The organism is Legionella rowbothamii, from assembly GCF_900639985.1.
Taxonomy (GTDB): domain Bacteria; phylum Pseudomonadota; class Gammaproteobacteria; order Legionellales; family Legionellaceae; genus Legionella; species Legionella rowbothamii.
In genome coordinates, this window is record NZ_CAAAIM010000001.1 from 1,030,018 (window position 1) to 1,054,464 (window position 24,447).

Sequence of the window (24,447 nt, forward strand, 5' to 3'; positions counted from 1 at the left end):
GGGCACAAATCCCCGTATTACGCTGCGCGAATACGGGCTACACTATTACAGCGCCAACAAAACAAAGGTACTTACAATAAAAAGTAACGTGCTGGTGATGTAAGGATAATTGTACGATTTATAACTTCGCTTACGCATGAATAAATCAATTAGGAATACAGGGAGTACTGAAACAAGGGTTAATACAATCACTACAGTCACATGTTCGGCTATTTGTGGGAGAGGTATTATTGACACCAAAACCGTAAATATCTTCACTAGAATTTCACGATACCAGGTGATCGCCAAGATAACCCAATCGCTAAAACTAAATACAAACCAAGACGCAACTAAGAGAGGCAAAAATAATTTAACACCTTTAACCGCAAAAATTTTTTTAATGACTCCGAGGAACTCCTGTGAAAAAAATACCGTAATAGCCCCCAACAGGATAACCATAGTCAGTGTGAATAACATTTACTTGTTCCTCAAACATAAATCTAAAAACTAATTGGTACTCTTTACAATCGTTCCTCTAAAGCTTCCCAACGCGCATAGTGCTCCATTAATACAGCTTCATCCTCAGCAAGACTCTGATTTATTTTTGCAATAGCCGATGCATCTTGCTGATAAAATTTTGGATCAGCCATCTGTAATTGCAACTCAGAAATTTTCTTTTCCAATTGCTCAATTTTCTGTGGCAACTGGGATAATTCACGCTGTTCATTAAAGCTTAGCTTATTTGTCGATGGACTGCGCTTCACCACTGGATTTTTATCCGCCGTATCACGCTCACGCTGCTGTTGTTGCTGTTGTTTCTTATGCATTTTATAGTCATCATAACCACCAACAAACTCGCTAAATTGTCCGGCCTCTTCATACACTAAGACGCTAGTTACCACCTGGTTAATGAAGGCTCTATCGTGACTAATTAATATTAATGTACCAGGATAATCAGCCAACATATCTTCCAAAAGCTCTAGCGTTTCGATATCTAAATCATTAGTAGGCTCATCCATCACTAAAAAGTTAACTGGTTTAGCGAATAACTTAGCTAACAATAAACGATTACGCTCCCCACCTGATAATACAGAAACCGGTTGATTAAATCGCTCTGCAGAAAATAAAAAATCACGCAAGTAACTGGCAACATGTTTTTGCTTGCCGTTAATCGTGACATAATCAGCGCCCTCACCCACGTTATACATTACCGTTTTATCTTCTTGCAATTGCCGACGCAACTGATCAAAATAAGCTACGTTTAAGGAAGTGCCCTGTTTGATTTCTCCTGAATCAGGTTGCAGTTCCCCCAGCAATAAACGCACTAAAGTAGTTTTACCACAGCCATTAGGTCCAATAACTCCAAGTTTATCTCCACGAGTCAGTAATAAAGAAAAATTTTCTAATAGCTTCTTTTGCCCTAAAGAGTAATTCACATTGCTTGCTTCGATAACTACAGAGCCTGAGCGATTTACATCTAAAGCAATAGTCTTAACTTTTCCTACTTGATTACGGCGTGCTTTATATTCTTCACGCAATGCTTTAAGCGCACGAACTCGCCCTTCGTTACGTGTACGCCGAGCTTTGATGCCCGTGCGAATCCAGACTTCCTCTTCAGCGAGTTTTTTATCAAATAATTCATTTTGCTTTTGTTCGCTCTGACGAATTGTCTCACGTCGGTCAAGATAAGTTTCATAATCACAATCATGTTGATGTAATTTTCCGCGATCAATTTCTACAATTCGATTTGATACTTGACTTAAGAACTCTCTATCATGGGTTACCAATAATACGGCACCTTTAAAACTTTTGAGATAGGCTTCCAGCCATTCAATTGCTTCAATATCCAAATGGTTCGTTGGCTCATCCAATAATAATAAATCGGGTGAAGCAATCAGGGCTGCCCCTAACAGTACTCGACGCTTCATTCCCCCGGATAAATTATTCATCCGCTCTTTAGTAGTAATACCCAAACGACTGGCCATCGTTTCGATTTGTGGCAATTTATCCCAAGCGTGAAGATTATCCATACGCTGTTGGACGCGAGCTAATTTCTCCATATCCCCTTGTTGGGATAGTTCATTAAATTGAGATAAAACCTCACCAACTTCGCCTAAACTTTTCACTAAAAAATGGTAAACTGAGTCATCCCCGGTAATGGGAACCTCTTGGGTTAGACCTGCGACTCTTAAACCTGATAATTGATGGATTTGTCCACTGTCAGGAATAATATCTCCTTGCAGCAATTTAAGAAGCGTTGATTTCCCTGCTCCATTTCGGCCTACTAGGGCAACCCTATCTTGTGGCTGTATTTGCCAATCGGCTTTATCTAACAGTTGATTGCCAGCAATATTAAGACTTACGTCATGAAGGGAAATAATACTCATACTTTAAACTCTAAAAATTGAAACATTTGGGTTGATTTGTGGGCCATCTTCCACGAAATCAATACCATAAAATTAATGGCTCATATTACACTGTAGGTTGGGCCCATGGCCCAACAAGGGTATTGAGCCCACACCAGGACTTTATGTTGGGCCATCGGCCCAACCAACCTACTTAGACAATACCAATACCCCATCCATCTCGACTTGTGCCCCTCGAGGCAATGCTGCAACACCGATTGCTGCTCGAGCAGGATAAGGCTCTACAAAATAACGGCCCATGGCTTCATTGATCAAGGGAAAATGGCTTAAATCAGTTAAATACACATTTAATTTCGCTATATGGGCCAAACTACCACCCGCAGCTTCACATACTGCAGATAGATTTTCTAAAACTTGAGTGATTTGTTCACTAATATCTTCACTACACATTTGCATAGTTTTAGGGTCTAGTGGTATTTGCCCTGAGAGATATACGGTGTTACCGCATTGAATTGCTTGTGAATAAGTTCCAATAGCTTCTGGAGCGAATTTGGTATGTACAGGCTGCATTAATTATCCCCTTGTTTTTTTCGGTACAGACGCATCACCACTTTATTTGCGCGTAATCGGCGCATTACACGCGCCAGGTGCGTCCGGTCAATCACACTAATTGAAAACGTTACGGCGTTATGACGCCCATCACGCGGATCCACATTGATATTACCAATATTTGATCCTGCTTCGGAAATAGCAGTCGCTAAGGCGGCTAATACTCCGCGCTCATTAGCTACATCAACAGTAATATCGACCCAATACTCCCCTTCAACCTTTTCATCCCAACGCAAAGGAACGAATTGTTCGGGGTTCATACGGGAAGTTTTTAAGGTAGCACAATCGCTATTGTGCACAATGATTCCTCTACCTTGTTGGAAGACCCCGATGATGTTATCGCCAGGAATTGGCTGGCAACATTCACCAAAATGTACCACCATTCCTTCAGTACCTTTAATAGCAAAGGGGCGAACTTTGCCTGCTTTGTCCAACTCATGAAGATCCTGACTGACCACCAATCGTTTCGCAATCACCATCGCCATTTGGTTACCAATACCAATCGAATAGAGTAAGTCATCTATTGTTTTATAGTGTAAATCACTTAATAGGGCTTGCAGTGTCTCCGGTGGTACTTTCGCATAATCACTGGATAACTCTGCTAAAGATTGTTCTAACAATCGTTTTCCTAAAACAATGGATTCTTCATTTTGTTGGCTTTTCAAGAAATGGCGAATATTCGAACGTGCTTTGCCAGTAACCACAAAATTTAACCATGCCGGATTAGGATGAGCACTGGAGGAAGTAATGATTTCTACGGTTTGTCCATTCGATAAAGGGATGCTCAGTGGTACTAAACGCCGATTCACCTTTGCGGCCACACAACTATTCCCTACTCCTGAATGTACTGCATAAGCAAAATCAACCGGGGTTGCCCCCTTGGGCAACTCCATAATATGGCCTTTGGGAGTAAATACATAAACCTCATCAGGGAATAAATCGATTTTAACGTTTTCAATGAATTCCAGAGAGTTCCCAGTACTACGCTGCATTTCTAATAAACTTTGTACCCATTCGCGAGCACGCAACTGCGCCTCATTTACTTCTAATCCTGAAGATTTATAAATCCAATGTGCTGCAACCCCATTATCTGCAACTTTATCCATATCTCGTGTACGGATTTGCACCTCCAGTGGAACCCCAAAGGGACCAAATAAGGTGGTATGCAAAGATTGATAACCATTCGCTTTAGGAATACCTATATAATCTTTAAAACGCTGAGGAACAGGTTTATAAGTGCAATGCAAAGCACCTAAAATACGATAACAGGAGTCAATATCTTCAGTAATAACCCGGAATGCAAATACATCGGTAATTTCTGTAAAGGAGGCCTTTTTTTGCCGCATTTTTCGATAGATACTGTATAAGTGCTTCTGTCTACCAAATACTTGCTCATAGGGAATATTTAATTGCGCAAGAGCCTGTTGTAAATCACGCTCAATAGTCTGGGTTAATTCTCGTCGATTACCGCGTGATTTTTCTACGGCGGATTTAATTGCTCGATAACGCATGGGATATAAGGCTTGAAATCCCAGGTCCTCAAGGCCAACGTAGATGGAGTGCATCCCTAAACGGTTGGCAATTGGAGCATAAATTTCTAAGGTTTCAATAGCAATACGTCGTCGTTTTGCTGCAGGCATCGAACCTAATGTGCGCATATTATGCAGTCGGTCCGCTAATTTTACGATAATTACGCGAATATCTTTGACCATAGCCAAAACCATTTTGCGGAAGTTTTCAGCCTGGGCTTCTGCTTTGGATTCAAATTTGATTTTGGTAAGTTTGGTAACCCCATCGACTAGGGCGGTGATGTCTTCACCAAATTGGCGGGTTAAATCTTCTTTGCTTACGGTGGTATCTTCAACTACATCATGGAGCAATGTCGCCATAATGGTTTGATAATCGAGCCGCATTCGGGCCAAAATCAAAGCTGCGGCAACAGGATGAGTAATATAAGGCTCTCCTGAACGACGCATTTGACCATGGTGTGCCTTTTCAGCAACCAAATAAGCTTGGTAACATTTTTCTATTTGAGCTTGCTCAAGATAGCACTTCAGCTCTTCGTCAAGCTCTTTAAAATAGCTCACGCAGCACTCCCTGATGTCCAACATGGTCATACCTCATTTTGGCTAAGATAATGGAAACAACCCCTCACATCCAAGCAAAAAAATTGAACCTATACTAAAATAATAGTCCAAACCATAAAAAATGGTGCACCTGCACAATAGACCATTTAAAATTGCTTAAAAACACATACCCGTATTGTAACCGTTCACGCTGTATGTAAATTTCGTCATTGCGGGCGCAATGAAGGTAGTTTTTTATTTAATTCAAAAAAATAACAGAACCTTGTGTACGAGCAGCCCTACTAGACAAAACACTAATATGAACTCTGTAGCACGATTTCCCCGTATTAAGCGGCGTTAATACGAGTATGAACTGACATTTCGTCATCCCCGCCTGGGCGAGAATGACAAAACCCCAATCTTATTCTTTGTCTAAAATATCTGCTGTGACCAGTCCTTCAGCAATTTCACGTAAAGCAACAACTGTTGGCTTATCATTTTCCCATTCAACCATAGGCTGATCACCGCGCACAGCAATTTGTCGTGCACGTTTTGTAGCCACCATAACTAATTCAAAACGGTTTGCTACATGCTCTAAACAATCTTCAACTGTAACTCGTGCCATAATTGCATCCTCCGGTAACCAAAACTTCTTATTTTACTGCGATGACATCAGGAATGAAAGTAATTTTGCTTGTTTATTTACCTGGCGCTCGATACGCAGCCGATTAGCCAACACAATTGTACGTAAATCCGCGGCAGCATGTTCAAAGGTATCATTAACAATAAGGTAATCAAACTCCGAATAATGACTCAGTTCATCTTGGGCTTTTTTCATTCGACCACGAATTATTTCATCATTATCTTGACCTCTATTGGTTAAACGCTCCTTCAAGACCTCAATTGATGGTGGAATGATAAAGATACTTACTGCTTCAGGAAAGTTTTTCTTAATTTGGGCCGCGCCTTGCCAATCAATATCTAAAACCACATCAATGCCACGTGCCAAACGCTCACAAATTTGTGTCTTGGAAGTACCATACAAATGGCTAAAAACTTGCGCATGTTCAATAAATGAACCTGCATTGATCATAGCAGTAAATTGGCCTTCATCAACAAAAAAATAATCTACTCCATGAGCCTCTCCTGGCCGCATCCCACGAGTTGTATGTGAAATAGAAACCTCTATTTGTTCCAAAGTCTCAATTAAATTTCTCACTAAACTCGTTTTGCCCCCTCCTGAAGGTGCAGCAACAATAAATAAATTACCCAAATAATTACCCACAATAAGACTCACTCAATGTTTTGAATTTGCTCTCGCATTTGTTCAATTAGTACTTTCATTTCCACTGCGCTCTGAGTCAATTCCACAGAATCTGACTTAGAACTTAAGGTGTTCGCCTCTCGATTCAACTCTTGCATTAAGAAATCAAGGCGTCTTCCAGCTATTTTATCGCAATTTATAGTTCGACTCACTTCATTAATATGAGTTTGTAAACGATCTAATTCTTCACTTACATCCAACCGGGTAAGAATTAACGCGATTTCCTGTTCTACCCTATTCTCCGGAACTTCAATCTGCACGGCCTGCAAACGAGAAAACAATTTATCTTTAATTTGTCCTGCTTGATTTGCCACAAGCTCTCGTGAACGGGTTACTTCGTTACCTATATCCCGCAAACGACCAAGCACATGGGACTGTAACGCTTTTCCTTCAGTAGCACGAACTTGTTTGAGCTGTTCGATGGCATCTTCGAATAGAGAAATTGCTTGCTGACCGAGTTCTTCAACATCCGGAGCACTTACCTGCACGACCCCAGGCCAAGCAAGAATACGACTTACCCCAAAATCATTTGCTAAGTGATGGGAAGCAGACAATTGATGGCTTAAATCCACCAAGGCATTTACCATTGCTGTATTTACAAGCATAGTCTGACTATCAGAACCCACATCCTGATACTTCAGCTGACACTCTAATTTACCACGACTTATTTTATCACGTAGCGCATTGCGCAAGTGAGGTTCAATAAAACGAAATGGTTCTGGCAAACGAAATGAAATATCTAGATACCGATGATTTACTGAGCGAATCTCCCAACAAAGAGTTCCGGCATTGATCTGTTTTTGTGCCCGAGCAAAGGCAGTCATACTTTGAATCATAAAAATACCATTGAAGATACGTCGCGCGACTATACCTCAATTTCAGAAAATTGGACAGAACTGATCATAATCAACTTAAGCGAGCATTATAATGTGTTTGCTAGGCTGTCAACCGCAGCAAAAATTCCGTCGTTCTACAACAGAATTGATTGTTTTCAATTTTTATGCACAATAGCGAACAAATAAACTCTAAAATAAAACTTGCTATGAATGACCTATCTTTTAACCTAAATGAATTAAAACTAGAACACAGTGCAGTACCGGCCAATAAAGCGCAAATAATCGAATTAGAAAATTATTTTGATCATCCCCTCCCTTTTAATCTGAAAGAAATCTTTAGAAATTATAATGGTGCTAGCCTGAAGCAATATGATATGAATCATTTCTATATAGTGGGTAAGGATAAAAAGAATCCCTTGAATATTTGGTTTACCATTAATAAATGTAGCGAACACTTAGGATTAGAAACTCTTCCGTTTGCAGAAAACGAGACTCACTCAATTTATTTCTTAAAATGGGAGCAAGAGCAAGCGAAAGTATATTTATGGAGCGAGGCTAGTCAAGAAATCACCCATATATCTGATTCTTTTGATGAATTTCTAAAAGATTTATTGAAAATTTTATCTTAATAGGATCTAAAATTAGCTTGTACCATTGGTGATTTGAATAAGACTACCTCACACCTTATACTGACCATACACATTGACCACCAAATCACCAAATAAATGAATACACATGAAGCCCTTATTAGTGCCTACGTATCTCTTGGCTATTCCGTTGATGATCAGGGCTGTTGCCATGGAACCTCACTTCGCTGGTTAGAGGCTTCATTCTTAGACGAAGAACCCAAATTTCATAAGCGCCTCCTCAAAATCGCCGCCTACGGCAAATATCTAAAAACAGCCATTGAGGCAGTCAAAGCAAAACGAGGAGAAAACTTAACTAAAGAAGATAAATATTTACTTGAAATCCAGGCCTTTATGGATCACCTATACATTTTTCAAGCCCCCTTTGAACAGAGAAGCTTATTTAATAGTAGCCTCCCTATACTTCAGGAGGATATTGATAAAGCATCTACGCTGGGTTCATCTGATACGATAGAACAGTTAGGTGGACTTACTAAAGTTTATTCTCATCCTTTAATCTATAACGAACAAGAAATTGCACTTTATTTAGATGATTTAGGGCAAGCCCTAGAAAAGCACTGTCCACTCCATGGAAAAAAAATTGGTATTCTGTTATCCAGTCATACGCATACAAGCGCACTAATCTATACCACGGGAAGAGGAGAATGGCGCTATATGGATATTAATGAATATCCACCAGAATCTTTCTCAAAAGAGAGCACTCCAAAACTGGCCAGAAATATTGTTGAAAGCTTCAAGGAACATGAAAGCCCTTATGTTGCCTTTGCCTCAAGAGTAATTACAGTAAAAAAAGATCCGTTCATAAATCAATTAACAGAAGAACTTTCCAAACTCAGGACAAAACATCCAGTAACCAGTAATCTAGCTCGGCGTACAGAGCAAGTTAATCTCTGTTATCTAGCCTCACAACAAGGCGATGCCCAAATTGTTGAGGAGACAGCTAGATATGGAGCAAATATTGAGTTTACAGACAAGGACGGAATTACTCCTGTTATGATAGCTGCGATGGATGGATATGATGACGTTATCGATGTACTTGCAAAACATAAAGCGAATCTAAATGTGGTTAATCAACCTAATGGCTGGACTCCAATACATTACGCTATAAGTGATAGATATACTAAGGTACTTACGCGTCTTGCCCAAAATAACGCCGATCTTAATGTGCGAGCTAAAAACGGATTCACTCCTCTCCTACTGGCTGTCATTAATGGGAATGTGGAAGCCGTTGTTGAGTTAATAAAATTTGGCGCTAATGTAAGTGTATCCCTACCTTGGCCCATCAAAGATTTTAAACCAAAGGATGCGTTAGCTAATAAACGCTTTAACTTCCTAGTAAAACAAAAACTAATTGTAAATGATACGATTATGCTCTGTCCTCAGGATATAGCCTTCATCGATGGGAAAGACCAAATTGTCACGCTGTTCAGACATGCTCAGAGAATTAATTCACTGTACCAAACCGTAACAGCCTTTGAAAAAGATTGTGAAAACAAGCAAGCACAGCAGGTAATTGCTGCTGCTCATGGCTTAGTGGAATTCACGAATGAATACATCAGCACACTTTACTCAGCGCCGCATGCTTTAGAATTAGATGAGTGGAATAATCGATATACCAACGGAATGCAGTTTCTTAGCGCACAAAGCCAGGAGCCGCACTATTTAGATTCATTAAATAAAATAAACGCTCAATTTAAAAGCTTAATAACAGCTCGTCGTCCTACTATGAAGGATTCCCCGTTAAAAAGGAAATCACTGTTTTCAAACGATACTCCAGAGGCAAAACGCATAAAATTTACAGAACATTCTTTAGATGGAAATATGGATCTCAAGACTGGATTTAGCTAGATTGTTACATGATGGGTGCAACTCTCCGCGTTAAGCGGTATAATTACTCTTTTTTGCGAGGATTATCTCATGCGCCCCAGTAATCGTGAAGCCAATCAACTTCGTCCTATAAAATTAACCCGCAACTTTACAAAACATGCAGAAGGTTCGGTGCTTGTTGAGTTTGGAGATACTAAGGTTCTATGTACCGCCTCAGTGATTGATGGTGTACCTCGTTTTATTAAAGGTAAAAACCAAGGTTGGGTAACTGCAGAATACGGCATGCTTCCTCGAGCCACCCACAGCCGTACAGAGCGCGAAGCTGCAAAAGGGAAACAAGGTGGACGAACTATGGAAATCCAGCGCCTTATTGGTCGTTCATTAAGAGCTTGTGTGGATTTAAAATTCTTAGGTGAAAATACGATTACTCTGGATTGTGATGTAATTCAGGCAGATGGTGGAACACGTACTGCCGCCATTACGGGTGCCTGTGTTGCAATGAGAGATGCTGTTACTTGGATGGTTGAGCGTGAAAAAATCCGTAGAATGCCTACATTTAATTATATTGCCGCAGTTTCTGTAGGTATCTATAGAGGGCAACCTGTTCTTGATTTAGATTATGCAGAAGATGTACTTGCTGAAACTGACATGAATGTTGTAATGACTGAAGCAGGGCATTTTATTGAAGTACAAGGAACTGCAGAAGATAAAAACTTCAATCGCGATGAGTTAAACAGCATGCTTGCTTTGGCTGAAATCGGAATTCCTCAGCTAATTGAGTTACAAAAAAACGCTTAAACGTGAACATTGCTGCTTTCGATATCTAGGGTGGGCCCATGGCCCAACAAGATATTGAGCCACACCAAAACTCACTGTTAGGGCCGAGAGCCTTAGAGAAGACTGAATTACTGCGGCGTACCCCCGGCATCCAGATTCATCTGGCTTCTCATTCCGTACTTATGGATACCGCGGGCACACCGCGGTAATTCTCTTTATTATTTGGTAGGGGATTCATTAAAACAATGCCTTATCCACTGCAACTTCAAGTGCAATATCTTTAGATATACTTTCATTCATCACCAATTTTAGTAAATGCTGATCCAGAGTCTGCATTCCTATTGCCTGCCCCGTTTGCAAAAAAGAAACCATCTGCGCTACTTTATCTTCACGAATCAAATTACGTATCGCACCAGTACAAATCATAATTTCTAAAGCAGCAATACGTCCCCTCCCTTCCTTTCGCCTCACTAATCTTTGAGCGATAACCGCTCTTAATGATTCCGCTAAAATAGAGCGTGCCATAGTTTTTTCCTCTCCAGGGAATACATCAATAATACGGTTAACTGCATGAACCGCAGAATTTGTATGTAAAGTCCCCAACACCAAATGCCCCGTTTCTGCAGCACTCATAGCCAAACGAATTGTTTCTAAATCGCGCAGCTCCCCCACCAGCAAGACATCGGGATCCTCACGTAAAGCAGAACGTAGTGCGGCTTGGAAACTAGGGACATTGTTATGCACTTCCCGTTGATTCACTAAACATTTATTACTAGGATGCACAAACTCAATTGGATCTTCGATAGTAAGAATATGCCCATGGCGTGAGAGGTTAATGCCATCAATCATAGCCGCTAAGGTTGTACTCTTTCCTGAACCCGTTGGCCCTGTTACTAATACCAATCCATGAGAGTAATTGATTAGTTCATTAAAAACAGGTGGCAAATTCAAATCACAAAAACTTGGAATCATTGTAGGAATTAGCCGAAAAACAGCCCCAATACCCCGCAGATGATGAAACACATTTACTCGGAAACGGCCAAGTGCTGCAATCTCAAAGGAAAAATCCAGCTGCAAATGCTTTGCCAACTCTTCTTTTTGTTGTGTGCTCAAGAGTTCATGAATCATGGCGAATAAATCGAGATGCTCTAAAACCGGTAAGTTCATTTTGCGTAATTCGCCATCAACACGAATCCGAGGTTCCATGCCAGAAGACAAATGTAAATCTGAAGCGTGGTTGTTCACTGCCCAAGTCAACAATTCTGTTATATCCATAAGTTAATGCTTCCAAATTACTGCGAGTATTAGCTACGAACAGCAGGTTAGCATAGAAGGATCTACTCGGCAAACGCTCTATCTTTTGCTATTGTTAGCGTTTTAAAAAACAGTACATACATGATGAATCTTCAATATAATTTAAATCAAATACAGCATCTTATTAAACAGGCAGAGTTAGAAAATGGCCGAAATGCTAACGAGGTATTATTGCTTGCGGTCAGTAAGCAGCAAAGTGCGGAATCGATTGCCCAATTATTTAAGCTTGGAGTATGCGATTTTGGCGAGAACTATTTTCAAGAAGCTCAAGAAAAAATTAGTACGCTTAAAGACTTGCCTATACGCTGGCACTTTATTGGCCCAATTCAGAGTAATAAAGCCAAAAATATTGCTCGTGATTTTAATTGGGTACATAGTATAAATAGACTAAAAATAGCGCAGCTACTCAGTGAGCATCGTCCCTCATATTTGCCACCATTAAACGTGTGCTTGCAAGTTAACTTAATCCCGGAAGAAACCAAATCAGGAATAAGTCCCGAAGAAATAACTGAACTGGCTTTAGCAGTGAGTCAATTGCCGCATCTCAAACTTAAAGGCTTAATGACCATCCCTCCCCCAGAGCATGATTCACAAAAGCAATATGAACTATTTATGCAAATGAGCCGACTCTTAAAATCCCTGAACCAGCAATTAGGTTTAGAGATGGATACGTTATCGATGGGAATGAGCGATGATTTGGTTCCAGCAATTAAGGCGGGGGCTACTATTGTTCGTATTGGACGAGCTATTTTTGGTGAGCGTGAAAAAGGGAATGGTTGAAACCGTAACTCTATCTAAAGAAAATAGAATTTTATTATCCTGCATTCTCCCATTTAGGTATATACTAGCTGGTGTATATCAACAAAAGTAATAGGATTAGGGGTAAATATGTCAGGTTTAACCGCTGTAGGATTATTTGTTGTTTCTTTAGCTTTTTCAGTACTTATTTTCAGTATCTGGTTACGTATGGCACTTCGCTACTTCCGTGTCAGTACGATTAACCCACTAAGCCAATTGATCCATACCATCACGGATCACCTCGTAATCCCCGTACAACGTTTACTGAAATTAACTCCCAAGCCTGGGCAAAAATACGACACAGCAGCAATCATTGTGCTCGTGCTGGTTGAAATACTCAAGATTTTTATCCTGAGCATGATCGCATTTCATGCTCTAATGCCTATAGGCTATTTTATAATTTATGTTATTGCTGACTTAATTATTCAGCCCTGCGATCTTCTCTTCTTCGCAATCTTGATTCGCGTGATTATGAGCTTTGTTAATCCTGCCTGGAATGGTCCAATTGAGTCTTTTTTGCGAACATTAACCGACCCATTACTGAAATTAGGACGCAAAATTATTCCTGATATTTCAGGTTTTGACTTCTCCCCCTTTATCATGCTTATGATTTTGAAAGTTATTACATTATTCATTAATGCGAACCTTCCCTGGAGAATACTCTAAAACGAACTATACTTATTTGTAGACAAGGGCTACAAGGATGAAATTATGAAATTGTCGCATTACACTGGTTTAGCATTAGCTATTTTACCCTTTAGTCTATTTGCTGATGACCAGTTCTATTGCCCGGAGAACCATGCCTACATTAGCATTGGCATGTCTCCAGACCAGGTTATCGCCGCCTGTGGTCAACCCATCAGCCAACAAGATTCAAATCAGCCTGTTTTAAGGAAGATCCCGGTACAACAGCTTATTTATAATAACAAAGGTGCCGATACTGCATTTTACGGCGTATGGAACATCCCCACAGGTAATGGTGGCGCTCAGCTGGAAGTTGATATCGTCGATCAAAAAGTACGAAGTATTAAGTTAAATAGTTCAGATAGTAATTCTATTTCTATTTGTGGTGGTAATAGTATTCAAGTTGGTGATCCAGTGGAAAAAGTTTATTATTCCTGCGGTAGCCCTTCATTAACCAATAATACCTACATTAATGAAGTAGTGCCCACTGCAGAAAAACCTAAAGTATGGATTTATCAACCAGGTCAATATCAACCAACGGTAACCTTGACTTTTGTTAATGGCAAACTACAATCCATCAACTAAATAACATAAGGTACCACTTGAATGACGGAAACAGTTGATGATATTACCATTGCCTTTAGCGAAAACGGTACAGAAGTAACTAAAGAACTAGGTAAACAGGTATTAAGCAAAGGAGCCTGGACTACTATTATATTTAAATACCAGGATTGGGATAATAGCAAAAACGATTTTGGACCAGTGAAATACTCCATTCGCCGTTATCAAAAACGTAATAATCAGTATTGGCAAAAGTCTAAGTTTAATATTTCTAGTGCGGACCAAGCGCAAAAAATTGTCGATATTCTTAGTGATTGGCTGAAGTAGGACCGTTCACAGTTGTAGAGTAGCGCATAGACTGGGCTGTAAGCCCAGCAAACACAGTTCCGCTAATCCCGAAAGCTGGGCTTTACAGCCCAGCCTACATCACAGATGATGTGCTTAACTCACCCACTCCAATCCTGTATGTCGGCGTTCAAAATAATTTGTCACCATACTCTCACTTACCATATCCAAGTTTTCAGGATTCCAATGGGGTTTCTTGTCTTTATCAATCAATAAAGCGCGTACGCCTTCGTAAAAATCCTTGCCATGCATGAAATGACTGACTAGAGTGTAATCCATTTGCAAACACTCAGCCAACGTTAATCCTTTAGCGCGATTCAATTGCTCTAAAGTAACCTTAAGGCTCAGTGGGGATTTTTGTGATAAGGCATTCTCGATACTAACAGGCCACACACCTTCCTGATCCTGTAATGAGGCTTTAATCATTTCCACACGTGGATGAGCAAAACAGACATTAATCGCCGGTTTTATTTGGCTAGGCTCAGAATCGGAGGCTAATGAAGCATATTCATGCAAACATTGATCAACACCTTTAGATGCATCTGCTGATAAATCCGCTTGCTGTAAAGCCTTGAGTAGTACCGGAATAAGTTCTGAAGACATTACCTTCTTCACCAAACCAGCTTTCAATGCATCATGAGGACCGAGCCGGTTACCGGTTAATCCCAAATAAGTCCCTAAATGACCAGGGCAACGAGTTAATAAATAACTTGCCCCAATATCGGGAAAAAAGCCAATACTGGTTTCTGGCATCGCAAAAACAAAACGATCGCAGGCGATAGGATGACTTCCATGCAATGAAATACCAACCCCCCCACCCATAACCATGCCATCAATTAAAGAAATATAGGGTTTGCCAAAATGATGAATAAAATGATTTAAACGATATTCATGCCAGAAAAACTGCATTTGCTCTGAATCATTTAATCGGCCAGAAAAATAAAGTGCACGGATGTCTCCTCCGGCACAAAAAGCATTCCCCGGTGCTGCTTGTACCACCACAGCACGAATACTTTCATCCTCTTTCCATAAACTTAATTGCCTTTGCATGGCAATAATCATGGTTAAAGTTAGCGCATTCAAAGCGCCTGGACGATTTAATGTGATTAATCCTAACTGACCTTCCTGTGTAAAAAGCACGTCTTCAGTCATGATTTATCTTCCTTTAAATTGGGCAGATCGTTTACTAAGAAACGCGGAAACTCCTTCTTGCTTATCCTCTGAAGCACATGTTTTGGCAAAATGAATCGCTTCTAAATGTAGGGCATCAGTCAGTGATAAATCATAACCATGATCAATAACCTCCATTACCCCAGCAATTGCCAGTGGCGCCATGCTTAAAATGCCTTGCAATAGTTTTTTACCCTGCTCGATTAAGGCTTCAGGTTCAACAACCTCACTTACCAATCCCCAATTCAATGCAGTTTCTGCTTTAATAAAGCGTCCCGTTAAACATAAATCTAAAGCACGCCCTTTACCAATTAAACGCGCCAAGCGCTGAGTGCCCCCATAGCCAGGAATAACCCCTAATTTTACTTCAGGCTGACCAAATTGCGCCATGGTTGATGCGATTCTTAAAGTTGCCGAAATCGCTAATTCGCACCCCCCGCCAAAAGCAAAGCCATTAACCGCAGCTAAAGAAGGTTTGCCCATGGTTTCTAATAAACGAAATACTTCCTGCCCATAACAAGCAAAATCATAACCAGTTTGCGCGGTGCATTCTGCCAAACGATTAATATCCGCTCCAGCACAAAAAGCTTTGCCATTACCAGTAATCATCAACGCTTTTACTTGGGGATTTTCTTTAGCTGCATGAAAGATAGCCGCTAATTCATTCAGTACTTCAGCACTTAAAGCGTTCAGCTTATCGGGTCTGTTTAATGTTAACAGCAAAATTCCCTGACTATCTAATTCTTGTTCAACTACATTCATTGTATTACTCCTGTTTAATTCTATTGATTAACGCAAAACAAAGCCATCGTCCAAACTTGCCTTTGCGATAATTTCACGCATAATTTCATTCGTTCCCTCAAGAATTTGATGAACTCTTAAATCCCTAAAAATACGTTCGATTTGATAATCGCGTAAATAGCCGTAACCACCATGCAATTGCATCGCTTTGTCGCTAATATTAAAAGCAATATCAGTGGCCATACGCTTCGCCATAGCACAATACATTGGGGCCTGTGGATCACCTTTATCCATCGCAGCCGCAGCGCGGTAAACCATTAAACGAGCCGCTTCATAATCAGTGAGCATATCGGCAAAATAAAAACGCAAGGCCTGCATTTCATTTAACTTTTTACCAAATTGTTTACGCTCATGCATATATTGCTGGGATAAACGCAAACAAGCAAGTGCCCCCCCTAAAGAACAGGAAGCAATGTTAATGCGTCCACCATTTAAGGCATTTAAAGCAATTTTAAACCCCATCCCCTCATCACCTACTTGGTTACTCACCGGAACACGGCAATTTTCAAAGAAGACCATAGAGGTAGGCTGACTATGCCAGCCCATTTTTTTCTCTAACTTACCAAAACTTAAACCTGGGGTACCTTTTTCGATTAATAAACAGGTGATTCCATGATGGCTTTCATCGCCAGTACGCACCATACATAAATATACATCGCTTACGGAACCACCGGAAATAAATGCTTTTGAACCATTGAGTACATAATGGTCCCCATCTTTAATTGCTTTGGTTTTTAAGGAGGCAGCATCTGAACCTGATTCAGGCTCAGTCAAACAATAACTGGAGAGTACTTCCATTGAGGTTAATTTAGGTCCCCACTTAGCCCTTAGCTCTTTTCCAGCATAGCGATCGACAAGATTAGTAACCATATTATGAATAGAAAGATAAGCGCTCGTACTGATGCAACCGGTTGCCAGCTGTTCAAATAACAAGGCCGAGTCGAGTCGGGTTAATTGAGAGCCGCCAATATCTTCACGGGCCATCATACCGGCCATTCCTAATGCAGCTGCTTCACGTAAAATTTCAATTGGAAATTCGCTGTGCTCGTCCCAATGTTCCGCCATAGGGGCCAATTTGTCACGAGCAAAATCTGCAGCCATCTCTTGAATTTCGAGATGTTCCTCTGTGAAATTAAAGTCCATAAACCATCCTTAGAAATTTTATTATATTTAAGTTTTTATCTTAAAAAAAGCTGTTAACTCCTAAAATCAATGGCTCATGCACTGAAAAATCTCTAAATTTCGATGCATTGAAGATTATAAAGCTCAACTTTTTTTAGACTTATACCTAGGGTATAGAAACTCTATATTATTTCCAATTTTTTATAGTCGGAAAAGAGTTATATTGTAAAAATTTTCTTTGAAAAATCATAATTATTAGCTTAACGAGGGTTTAAGCCGGGATTATGTGTAACGAAATCTTGCATCACATCATCTAACATTTGTGATAACTCGACCTGTTCTGCTGCCAAATGATGAATTGCAGCACGTAACTCATTAAAAGTATCATAGTTCATCGTAAACCTAGTATGTTATTCTCATATGTTTCACTCAATCGCTTAATATCCCACTCAAAATACCCCGCCCGATCACCCAATTGTTCGCGTATAAAATGATAGTTCGTTAGCATTAGACATATTATGAGTCAAAACAAAATCGCTTTAATGCTTTTTCATTACCAACACCCTTAGAGAATAGCATATGCTTAATGAAACATATGATTACTAAATATTCTCATCAAGGCTTGAACATGAACAAATTACCTCATCTGTTTTATGAGCGTGACACGGTCACGGTCGCCAAAGAACTTTTAGGTAAATACCTAATTCATGAGGAACGCATCGGAAAAATTGTCGAAGTTGAAGCATATATAGGCCAACATGATCTTGCCGCGCATTCGTCGAAAGGACTGACGCCAAGAACTAAAGTGCTCTATGGTCCTGCAGGCCATGCCTATATCTACCTTATTTATGGGATGTATTATTGCACTAATGTAGTTACTGAAACGGAAGGTATTGGTTCAGGGGTGCTCTTACGCGCCTTAGAGCCAATACAAAATATTCACGAACGTACCCAAGGCCCAGGCTTACTCTCTAAAGCCATGGCCATTGATAAGCAACTCAATGCTCATGATCTCACGAGTGATAATTTTTATATTGCCTGCCTCGAAAATCAAGAGCCCTTTACTATTGTCGAAAAACCACGAATCGGGGTGCACTACGCCCAAGAATGGGCAGAAAAATTATTACGCTTTTACATCAAAGATAATGCTTTTATTTCCAAGCCATGATGATATGATTGCAGGCCTCAAGGGCCGGTAAAACAAGAATAAAGATATGGAAACACTAGCGCCAACCAAGACAGCCAATAAAGAAGCACTGGCAGTACTCAAAGAATACTTTGGTTTTGACTCCTTCAGAACGCCACAAGAAGATATTATTAATGATGTTATTGCTGGACATGACGTACTCGTACTCATGCCTACGGGTGGCGGAAAATCGCTTTGCTATCAAATTCCTTCTTTGGTCCGGCCCGGCGTTGGTATTGTAGTGTCCCCTCTTATTTCTTTAATGGAAGATCAAGTAACTGCGCTTAAATTGCAAGGTATTCGCGCGGCCTACTATAATTCGTCACTAAGCAGCGAAGAAGCAAAGCAAGTTTTGGCACAGTTACATAATGATGAACTCGATTTGTTATATATTGCCCCTGAACGAATCATCAGCTCAGCCTTTATTGAACGCTTGCAAGAATGTCACATTTCCTTATTTGCCATTGATGAAGCGCATTGTATTTCACAATGGGGGCATGATTTTCGCCCTGAATACGCCTCTTTAGGATTATTAAAAAGCTATTTTCCTGAAATTCCGGTGATTGCTTTAACCGCAACTGCGGATAAACAAACTCGTCAGGATATTGTGGTTAAATTAAATTATGCACCTAAAAAATACATAGCCTCATTTAATCGCCCAAACATCCACTACAAAGTTGTTCCCAAAACCAGTGTGATAAAACAATTAAGCCAGTTTTTAGAATCGGTAGAACAACAATCAGGTATTATCTATTGTGGTACTCGAAATAGCGTGGAAAACGTGGCTGAAAAGCTACAAGACTTAGGATTCAAAGCCCGGGCTTATCACGCCGGACTATCGCATAAAGAGCGCAAAGAGGTACAAAATTTGTTCCGCTATGATCGCATTGATCTGGTTGTTGCAACCATTGCTTTTGGTATGGGCATTGATAAACCGAATGTGCGCTTTGTCATTCACCATGATTTACCTAAAAATATCGAAGGCTATTATCAAGAAACTGGGCGAGCGGGACGTGATGGCTTACCGGCCAAGGCCTTACTCCTATATGATGCCGCAGACAGTGCCCGCTTACGCTCCTGGATCATGAGTTCCCCAGGTGAAGAACAACGCCGTGTAGAAAGCAATAAATTGAATCACATGCTTGCCTTTGCTGAGGCATCTCATTGCCGTCGACAAATCTTATTACGGTATTTTGATGAGCCTTGGGATAACGAATGCAAATACTGCGATGTGTGCGATAGCCCGCCCACCACCGCCGATGCCACAGAGGATGCGCAAAAGTTTTTATCATGCGTTTACCGACTACGTCAAAACTATGGACTTACTTATACCATTGAAGTCTTACGTGGTAGCAGTTCGGAGAAAATCAAGCAATTTGGTCATGAGCAATTAAGTACCTTCGGTATTGGCAAAGATAAATCTGCCCATTATTGGAAGCAATTAGCATGGCAACTTATTCATAAGGATTATTGTTTTCAGGACATTGGCCACTTTAATGTACTGCGTTTAACGCAAAAAGCAATTCCCCTACTCAAAGGTGAAGAGAAAATTTCATTAACAATTCCTAATAATGATCTGCAAGGCACTAAAAAGAAAAAGAAAGAACGCCTGCCATTTCAATCCAGCAACAGTCCTTTATTTGAAGTATTACGTATCTTAAGACGAAAGCTTGCCGATGAAGAAAATAAACCACCATTTATGATCTTTAGCGACGCAACCTTGCAAGCCATGGCTGAAGCTAAACCACAAAATACAGAGCAGCTACTCGCTGTACCTGGGGTGGGACAACATAAATTAGCTCATTATGGTAGTGATTTTCTTAAAACCCTTAAAGAATTTAACGAACAGGGGTAATTGCGTAGCCCAACACCTTGCGATATTCTAAATCTTGCTAATAAGCACGTCATCCAAAGAGTCACAGTTATTAAGTTAAGGAAATTTTGCAATAATTGAGGGGGCGATGGCCCAACATGAAGTTATGATGTGGCTCGATGTCTTTTGGGGCCATTGGCTAACCAACACGGCGTAAATATAATCCTTAAGTTAATAGTGGTGAGCCTAAGGAGATTACGACAAAGAATATTCTGAGCGTAGCATGATACCAATCTATGTTGTCTCCCCTATTCCGGAAATCCCTCACTTCGACCTGGATGACGTTAATGTAGAAGTGGATATGACGATACTTCTGCCCCACAACCTAAGGAGATGTGTTTATGACAAGCTTAAAGGATTTAGTTAAAACGATTAATGAGAATGAAGACATTGGTAGCTTTTCAAAATCACATAAAACCATAGGCAACAGCCATACATATAGAATTCCTTTTGCATCAAAACCCTCCCAACAAGTTATTGCAGCTCTGGGTGGTCCTGAAACTTATGATGATAAACATGTCTTACTTACTGCTAAAAAAGATATAAAAACAACCGGCAATTCTAAAATAAATGTACGTAGTTTTACCCCAAACACTCCAGAAAGTACACTAACCCTTAGCGGAAAACGCCTAGACCGTCTTTTCAGCAGCGCTAAAATTTATGTGGATACTAGCATTTTTCCTCCTGGTCACTACCGAAAAGCGCTAACGGAAAAATTAACAGAGCAAAAAAAATTACCTAAAGAAAATAACAAAGTGAATTGGGAAAATCTTGCGGTTGCCGTCTGCCATGCGCAAGAGATAGACTTACTTGTAACAACCTGTGTAAGTAACCATGGAAGAGCGCATACAACTGTTCGCCCCAGCGCCAGTATTCATTCAAAAGCCCCGGCTTTTCTTCTCCTTTCTAGCCCTAAGCTTAATCTCAATAGAGATCATAGCAACGCGTTAAAAGAGAAAGACGAACAATTAAAATTTATTACCAGCATGTATCGCAATCTCTTCAATGCCGCAGTTTCTGAGCAGCGGGAGTATATCGTTATGCCTGCAGCAGGGTTAACCAATCATGGCGGTAGCCCTGAAATGCACTTTAGTGCGCTCATGGCTGTTGCTCAAGAATATCCAACCTTAAATATTATTTATAATGCGGCTAACCATAAAAGTGCTTTTGATAGCGCATTAAAAACCGCAAACAATCCAGCTAACGTCGCGCGTACGACTAAAGATATTATTGCTGTTGCAGACTATTTAATGAACACTGCAGGGAAATCATGCGCCATTTATAACCCCTCCAGCAGTAATGTAGTCTATGGGCTTAGCGATGTGGGGGAGCACTGGCAATCCACTACTCTTACAATAGGAACTAATCCTGGCAAAACATTACAAGCCTATATTGGTACCATCTCAACTGCCCCATTAAACAGCTATGGTATTAACCCAGGGGCCTTTACGAATATTATAGAGCGTAACCTAGGACAGCTTGCGGAAATTACCCAAAAAAATGAGAGCTCTCCGGCCAATACCATACCAACTACCAGTACAGAAAAAGCAGACCACCTGGAGAAAACCCCGACTCCAGTGCCCGTCAATACAGATGTTTCACCTGTGGAACAGGACGCGAAGGAGATGCTTGAGACGCATGAGGAACCAGTGCTTCCTTCACCAGTGCCGGTGACTAATGCTCAGCCCTCCTCGGAACAAAAACCTGTACCCTCTTCATCAGTTGACACTCCAGTAGTAGAGCCAATTCCCCCCCAAAGAAAATCGTCTTCAGGGTCCATTGGCATGTTTCCTCCGGTTGTGGAAGAGGCCTCCTCAAATAACGATAAATCCGCTCAAAACTCATCATTAAGCCCTGAGCAACTAAATGAGGTAAATGATGCAATCAGTAGTTTGTTTAAAGAGATTCATAGTTGCTGGCCCTACCCTAATAAAACTTTAAAGCAGACGAAAATGGATGCACTCAATGCTCTGATAACTAACTCGTATACAATGAGTGTGACTAAGGCTGTGGAAAAGGTCAAAAATGACTATCCAGCGGCACTATCTGGGCATACAGTATTTGGGCTTTCCAAGGCTGGATATGTCAGTACACGTACTCGAGATTTGTTGGAGAAATTGGAAACTGCGGATGCTCGACTAACGGTGGTTTTATAAATAAGGGGAGTAAAGATTGAGTTACCGCGGCTTAACCGCGGTAATTCGGACGTATTCGTTGGAAACTAAATATACAACATGCAAACAACCATACACTTTAAAACAGTGAAACAACTACTCTAAATCTTGAGCCACTTGCTTTATAAACTCTTTGAATGGTTGTTCCAATTCAGCACGTTTCAACGCATAGGTGACATTTGCTTTGATATAACCTATCTTCGAACCACAATCAAAATGCGAGCCATTAAAGCGATAGATATGGACATTTTCTCGCGAAAGTAAGCCATGAATTGCATCAGTAAGTTGCAATTCATTATTCTTCGTTATGGTATTTCTTTCTAATACACTAAAAATTTCTGGAGAAAGAATATAGCGACCCAATATTGCTAAATTCGAATCAATTTCATTAGCCTTAGGCTTTTCAATCAACGCCTCCACCTGGGTTTCATCAGGATCATTGCTGCGCAAAGCAACTATTCCATAATGATGTCGCATGCTTGGCTCAACCTCTTTTGTTGCTAAAACGCATGAGATATCCTCATTCGATTCATATAACGAAATCATATTTTTTAAACAGGAACTATTAGGCTCTTCCATCAAATCATCAGGCAGAATCACAGCAAAGGGTTCATTACCAATTAGTTTTTTAGCACACAAAATTGCATGCCCCAGTCCTAATAAATCGACTTGTCTTAGATATACATTGGTTACGTCTGGAGGCAAAATATGGTGGATCAATGAAAGCAATTGGGACTTTCCATCCTGACTTAATTTATTTTCCAAATCGGTATTTTTATCAAAATAATCCTCAATATCGACTTTATTTTGACTGGTCACAAAGATAAGCTCATTAATACCTGCATCAATGGCTTCTTGAACAGCATATTGAATTAATGGGGTATCAATAACAGGCAACATTTCTTTTGGAATTGTTTTAGTGATAGGGAGAAAACGTGTACCAAACCCCGCTACTGGAAATACAGCTTTTGTAATAGAACCCTTTTGTCTCATGGAACGATACTCCTTTATCACCACAACTTTAAATTGAGTATAGTTAACAGAAATGAAAGTGCCAAAAAAAGCATAATATTATTTATTTTCAAACACTAAGAAAGATCAATGGATGCTCAAAATGAGCCAAATAAGGACAATATTGTGGCTTGCAATAAGTGCATCCTCCGTGAATGGCAATAGTGGCCTATAATTAAATCTATTGAATATATTTTTGAGCAGTCATGATTGTAATTAATTTGCCTATCCGAGGATTTGATCCCACGGAAACAGCGATCCCTTGGTATTTTTTATCAAAAGCCAATATTCCAGTTGCTTTTGCCACCCCAGATGGGCAACAAGCATACGCAGATGAGCGAATGACCTCTCAAGGGCTTGGTTTATTGTCTCCCTTCCTTATGACCCGAAAGAGTGTACTACAACACTATCACCATATGAGTCAAACAAAAGAGTTCCAAAATCCTCTTTCTTACCAGGAAATCAATACTAATTCAATTTTGGGGATGGTTTTTCCCGGTGGCCATGGTGAAGGAATAAAATCCATGTTGGAGTCGACTATTTTACACCAAAAAATAGTTGAATGTTTTGACCAAAATAAAGTTATTGCTGCTTTATGTACTGGAGTGCTTACTGTTGCTCGAAGCATCGATCCTAAAACTCAAAAATCGGTTCTTTTTAATAGAGAAACAACAGCAGTCACCCGTTGGATGGAGTTATCCGGTTGGTATCTAACACGTCATTTTTTTAATGATTATTATCGAATTTATCCGGTAACAGCCCAAGAGGAAATTCAAAAGCTATTAAAAAGCCCAAATCAATTTTTTACAGGTAAAGCAAAAGTATTTCCTATGCAATTCACCCATAAATTTTTATGCAGCCAATTTACTGTGCGGGACGACAATTATTTATCAGGACGCTGGCCAGGCGATTGTTATCGCTTTGCTTTAGATCTTGTTCAATTAGTACAGAAACAACTAGAGCAATTGAGAGAATAG

The 24,447-nt window shown here is 40.2% G+C and carries 24 protein-coding genes; 11 read left to right on the forward strand and 13 right to left on the reverse strand.

Going from position 1 to position 24,447, the window contains the following annotated elements; translation table 11 throughout:
• Positions 1-45: 45 nt before the first annotated feature.
• From E1P08_RS04340 to E1P08_RS04370, 7 genes are all read right to left on the reverse strand, one after another.
• Positions 46-456 carry a hypothetical protein gene (locus E1P08_RS04340; protein ID WP_133135764.1) on the reverse strand — a complete coding sequence of 137 codons (411 nt, stop codon included), beginning with the start codon at positions 454-456 and terminating at the stop codon, positions 46-48.
• Positions 457-500: 44 nt separating this feature from the next.
• Positions 501-2,366: an ATP-binding cassette domain-containing protein gene (locus E1P08_RS04345; RefSeq protein ID WP_133135765.1), complete on the reverse strand. Its 1,866-nt coding sequence runs from the start codon at positions 2,364-2,366 to the stop codon at positions 501-503.
• Positions 2,367-2,534: 168 nt separating this feature from the next.
• Complete coding sequence (locus E1P08_RS04350) at positions 2,535-2,915, reverse strand: RidA family protein (protein ID WP_133135766.1); 381 nt, start codon at positions 2,913-2,915, stop codon at positions 2,535-2,537.
• Positions 2,915-5,041: a bifunctional GTP diphosphokinase/guanosine-3',5'-bis pyrophosphate 3'-pyrophosphohydrolase gene (gene spoT / locus E1P08_RS04355; protein ID WP_165485079.1), complete on the reverse strand. Its 2,127-nt coding sequence runs from the start codon at positions 5,039-5,041 to the stop codon at positions 2,915-2,917. The genes E1P08_RS04350 and spoT overlap by 1 nt, the downstream gene beginning before the upstream one ends.
• 400 nt (positions 5,042-5,441) lie before the next feature.
• The gene (gene rpoZ, locus E1P08_RS04360; protein ID WP_058535685.1) at positions 5,442-5,645 is read right to left on the reverse strand and encodes a DNA-directed RNA polymerase subunit omega; all 204 of its coding nucleotides are present in this window, start codon (positions 5,643-5,645) and stop codon (positions 5,442-5,444) included.
• A gap of 33 nt (positions 5,646-5,678) precedes the next feature.
• Entirely contained in the window at positions 5,679-6,305 is a 627-nt protein-coding gene (gene gmk, locus E1P08_RS04365) for a guanylate kinase (RefSeq protein ID WP_207387332.1), read from the reverse strand.
• 8 nt (positions 6,306-6,313) lie between these two features.
• The gene (locus tag E1P08_RS04370) at positions 6,314-7,180 is read right to left on the reverse strand and encodes a YicC/YloC family endoribonuclease (RefSeq protein WP_133135768.1); all 867 of its coding nucleotides are present in this window, start codon (positions 7,178-7,180) and stop codon (positions 6,314-6,316) included.
• Between the two features lie 164 nt (positions 7,181-7,344).
• Between E1P08_RS04370 and E1P08_RS04375 the strand changes: the two genes are divergently transcribed.
• The 3 genes from E1P08_RS04375 to rph all read left to right on the forward strand — a co-directional run bounded on the left by E1P08_RS04375 (position 7,345) and on the right by rph (position 10,452).
• Positions 7,345-7,809, forward strand: a complete 465-nt coding sequence (locus E1P08_RS04375) for an SMI1/KNR4 family protein (RefSeq protein WP_133135769.1) — start codon at positions 7,345-7,347, stop codon at positions 7,807-7,809.
• A 96-nt stretch (positions 7,810-7,905) separates the two neighbouring features.
• On the forward strand, positions 7,906-9,675 hold the full coding sequence (locus tag E1P08_RS04380) for an ankyrin repeat domain-containing protein (protein ID WP_133135770.1): 1,770 nt from the start codon (positions 7,906-7,908) through the stop codon (positions 9,673-9,675).
• A gap of 69 nt (positions 9,676-9,744) precedes the next feature.
• Complete coding sequence (gene rph, locus E1P08_RS04385) at positions 9,745-10,452, forward strand: ribonuclease PH (protein ID WP_133135771.1); 708 nt, start codon at positions 9,745-9,747, stop codon at positions 10,450-10,452.
• A 216-nt stretch (positions 10,453-10,668) separates the two neighbouring features.
• On the opposite strand, the gene E1P08_RS04390 is transcribed toward rph, so the two are convergent.
• Entirely contained in the window at positions 10,669-11,706 is a 1,038-nt protein-coding gene (locus E1P08_RS04390; protein WP_133135772.1) for a type IV pilus twitching motility protein PilT, read from the reverse strand.
• A 123-nt stretch (positions 11,707-11,829) separates the two neighbouring features.
• Between E1P08_RS04390 and E1P08_RS04395 the strand changes: the two genes are divergently transcribed.
• The 4 genes from E1P08_RS04395 to E1P08_RS04410 all read left to right on the forward strand — a co-directional run bounded on the left by E1P08_RS04395 (position 11,830) and on the right by E1P08_RS04410 (position 14,115).
• Complete coding sequence (locus E1P08_RS04395) at positions 11,830-12,525, forward strand: YggS family pyridoxal phosphate-dependent enzyme (protein WP_133136001.1); 696 nt, start codon at positions 11,830-11,832, stop codon at positions 12,523-12,525.
• 108 nt (positions 12,526-12,633) lie between these two features.
• Positions 12,634-13,209, forward strand: a complete 576-nt coding sequence (locus E1P08_RS04400) for a YggT family protein (protein ID WP_133135773.1) — start codon at positions 12,634-12,636, stop codon at positions 13,207-13,209.
• Positions 13,210-13,254: 45 nt separating this feature from the next.
• Positions 13,255-13,812 carry a DUF2845 domain-containing protein gene (locus E1P08_RS04405; protein ID WP_133135774.1) on the forward strand — a complete coding sequence of 186 codons (558 nt, stop codon included), beginning with the start codon at positions 13,255-13,257 and terminating at the stop codon, positions 13,810-13,812.
• Between the two features lie 21 nt (positions 13,813-13,833).
• Positions 13,834-14,115 (forward strand): hypothetical protein, encoded by a 282-nt coding sequence (locus tag E1P08_RS04410; RefSeq protein ID WP_133135775.1) that lies wholly within the window; start codon positions 13,834-13,836, stop codon positions 14,113-14,115.
• A gap of 114 nt (positions 14,116-14,229) precedes the next feature.
• Here the strand turns inward: E1P08_RS04410 and E1P08_RS04415 are convergent, their stop codons facing one another.
• From E1P08_RS04415 to E1P08_RS17615, 4 genes are all read right to left on the reverse strand, one after another.
• The gene (locus E1P08_RS04415; protein WP_133135776.1) at positions 14,230-15,285 is read right to left on the reverse strand and encodes an enoyl-CoA hydratase/isomerase family protein; all 1,056 of its coding nucleotides are present in this window, start codon (positions 15,283-15,285) and stop codon (positions 14,230-14,232) included.
• A gap of 3 nt (positions 15,286-15,288) precedes the next feature.
• Positions 15,289-16,065 carry an enoyl-CoA hydratase/isomerase family protein gene (locus tag E1P08_RS04420; protein WP_133135777.1) on the reverse strand — a complete coding sequence of 259 codons (777 nt, stop codon included), beginning with the start codon at positions 16,063-16,065 and terminating at the stop codon, positions 15,289-15,291.
• 27 nt (positions 16,066-16,092) lie between these two features.
• Positions 16,093-17,247: an acyl-CoA dehydrogenase family protein gene (locus E1P08_RS04425; RefSeq protein WP_133135778.1), complete on the reverse strand. Its 1,155-nt coding sequence runs from the start codon at positions 17,245-17,247 to the stop codon at positions 16,093-16,095.
• Between the two features lie 239 nt (positions 17,248-17,486).
• Positions 17,487-17,621 (reverse strand): hypothetical protein, encoded by a 135-nt coding sequence (locus E1P08_RS17615; protein ID WP_278042184.1) that lies wholly within the window; start codon positions 17,619-17,621, stop codon positions 17,487-17,489.
• A gap of 233 nt (positions 17,622-17,854) precedes the next feature.
• Here E1P08_RS17615 and E1P08_RS04430 point away from each other — a divergent pair, with 233 nt between their 5' ends.
• From E1P08_RS04430 to E1P08_RS04440, 3 genes are all read left to right on the forward strand, one after another.
• Complete coding sequence (locus tag E1P08_RS04430) at positions 17,855-18,394, forward strand: DNA-3-methyladenine glycosylase (protein WP_133135779.1); 540 nt, start codon at positions 17,855-17,857, stop codon at positions 18,392-18,394.
• 46 nt (positions 18,395-18,440) lie between these two features.
• Positions 18,441-20,267 (forward strand): DNA helicase RecQ, encoded by a 1,827-nt coding sequence (gene recQ / locus E1P08_RS04435; RefSeq protein ID WP_133135780.1) that lies wholly within the window; start codon positions 18,441-18,443, stop codon positions 20,265-20,267.
• A 359-nt stretch (positions 20,268-20,626) separates the two neighbouring features.
• Positions 20,627-22,441, forward strand: coding sequence for a hypothetical protein (locus E1P08_RS04440; RefSeq protein ID WP_133135781.1), 1,815 nt, complete (start codon positions 20,627-20,629; stop codon positions 22,439-22,441).
• Positions 22,442-22,555: 114 nt separating this feature from the next.
• On the opposite strand, the gene E1P08_RS04445 is transcribed toward E1P08_RS04440, so the two are convergent.
• Positions 22,556-23,452, reverse strand: a complete 897-nt coding sequence (locus E1P08_RS04445; RefSeq protein WP_133135782.1) for a UTP--glucose-1-phosphate uridylyltransferase — start codon at positions 23,450-23,452, stop codon at positions 22,556-22,558.
• 224 nt (positions 23,453-23,676) lie between these two features.
• On the opposite strand from E1P08_RS04445, the gene E1P08_RS04450 reads away from it, so the two are divergent.
• Positions 23,677-24,447 (forward strand): type 1 glutamine amidotransferase domain-containing protein, encoded by a 771-nt coding sequence (locus E1P08_RS04450; protein WP_133135783.1) that lies wholly within the window; start codon positions 23,677-23,679, stop codon positions 24,445-24,447.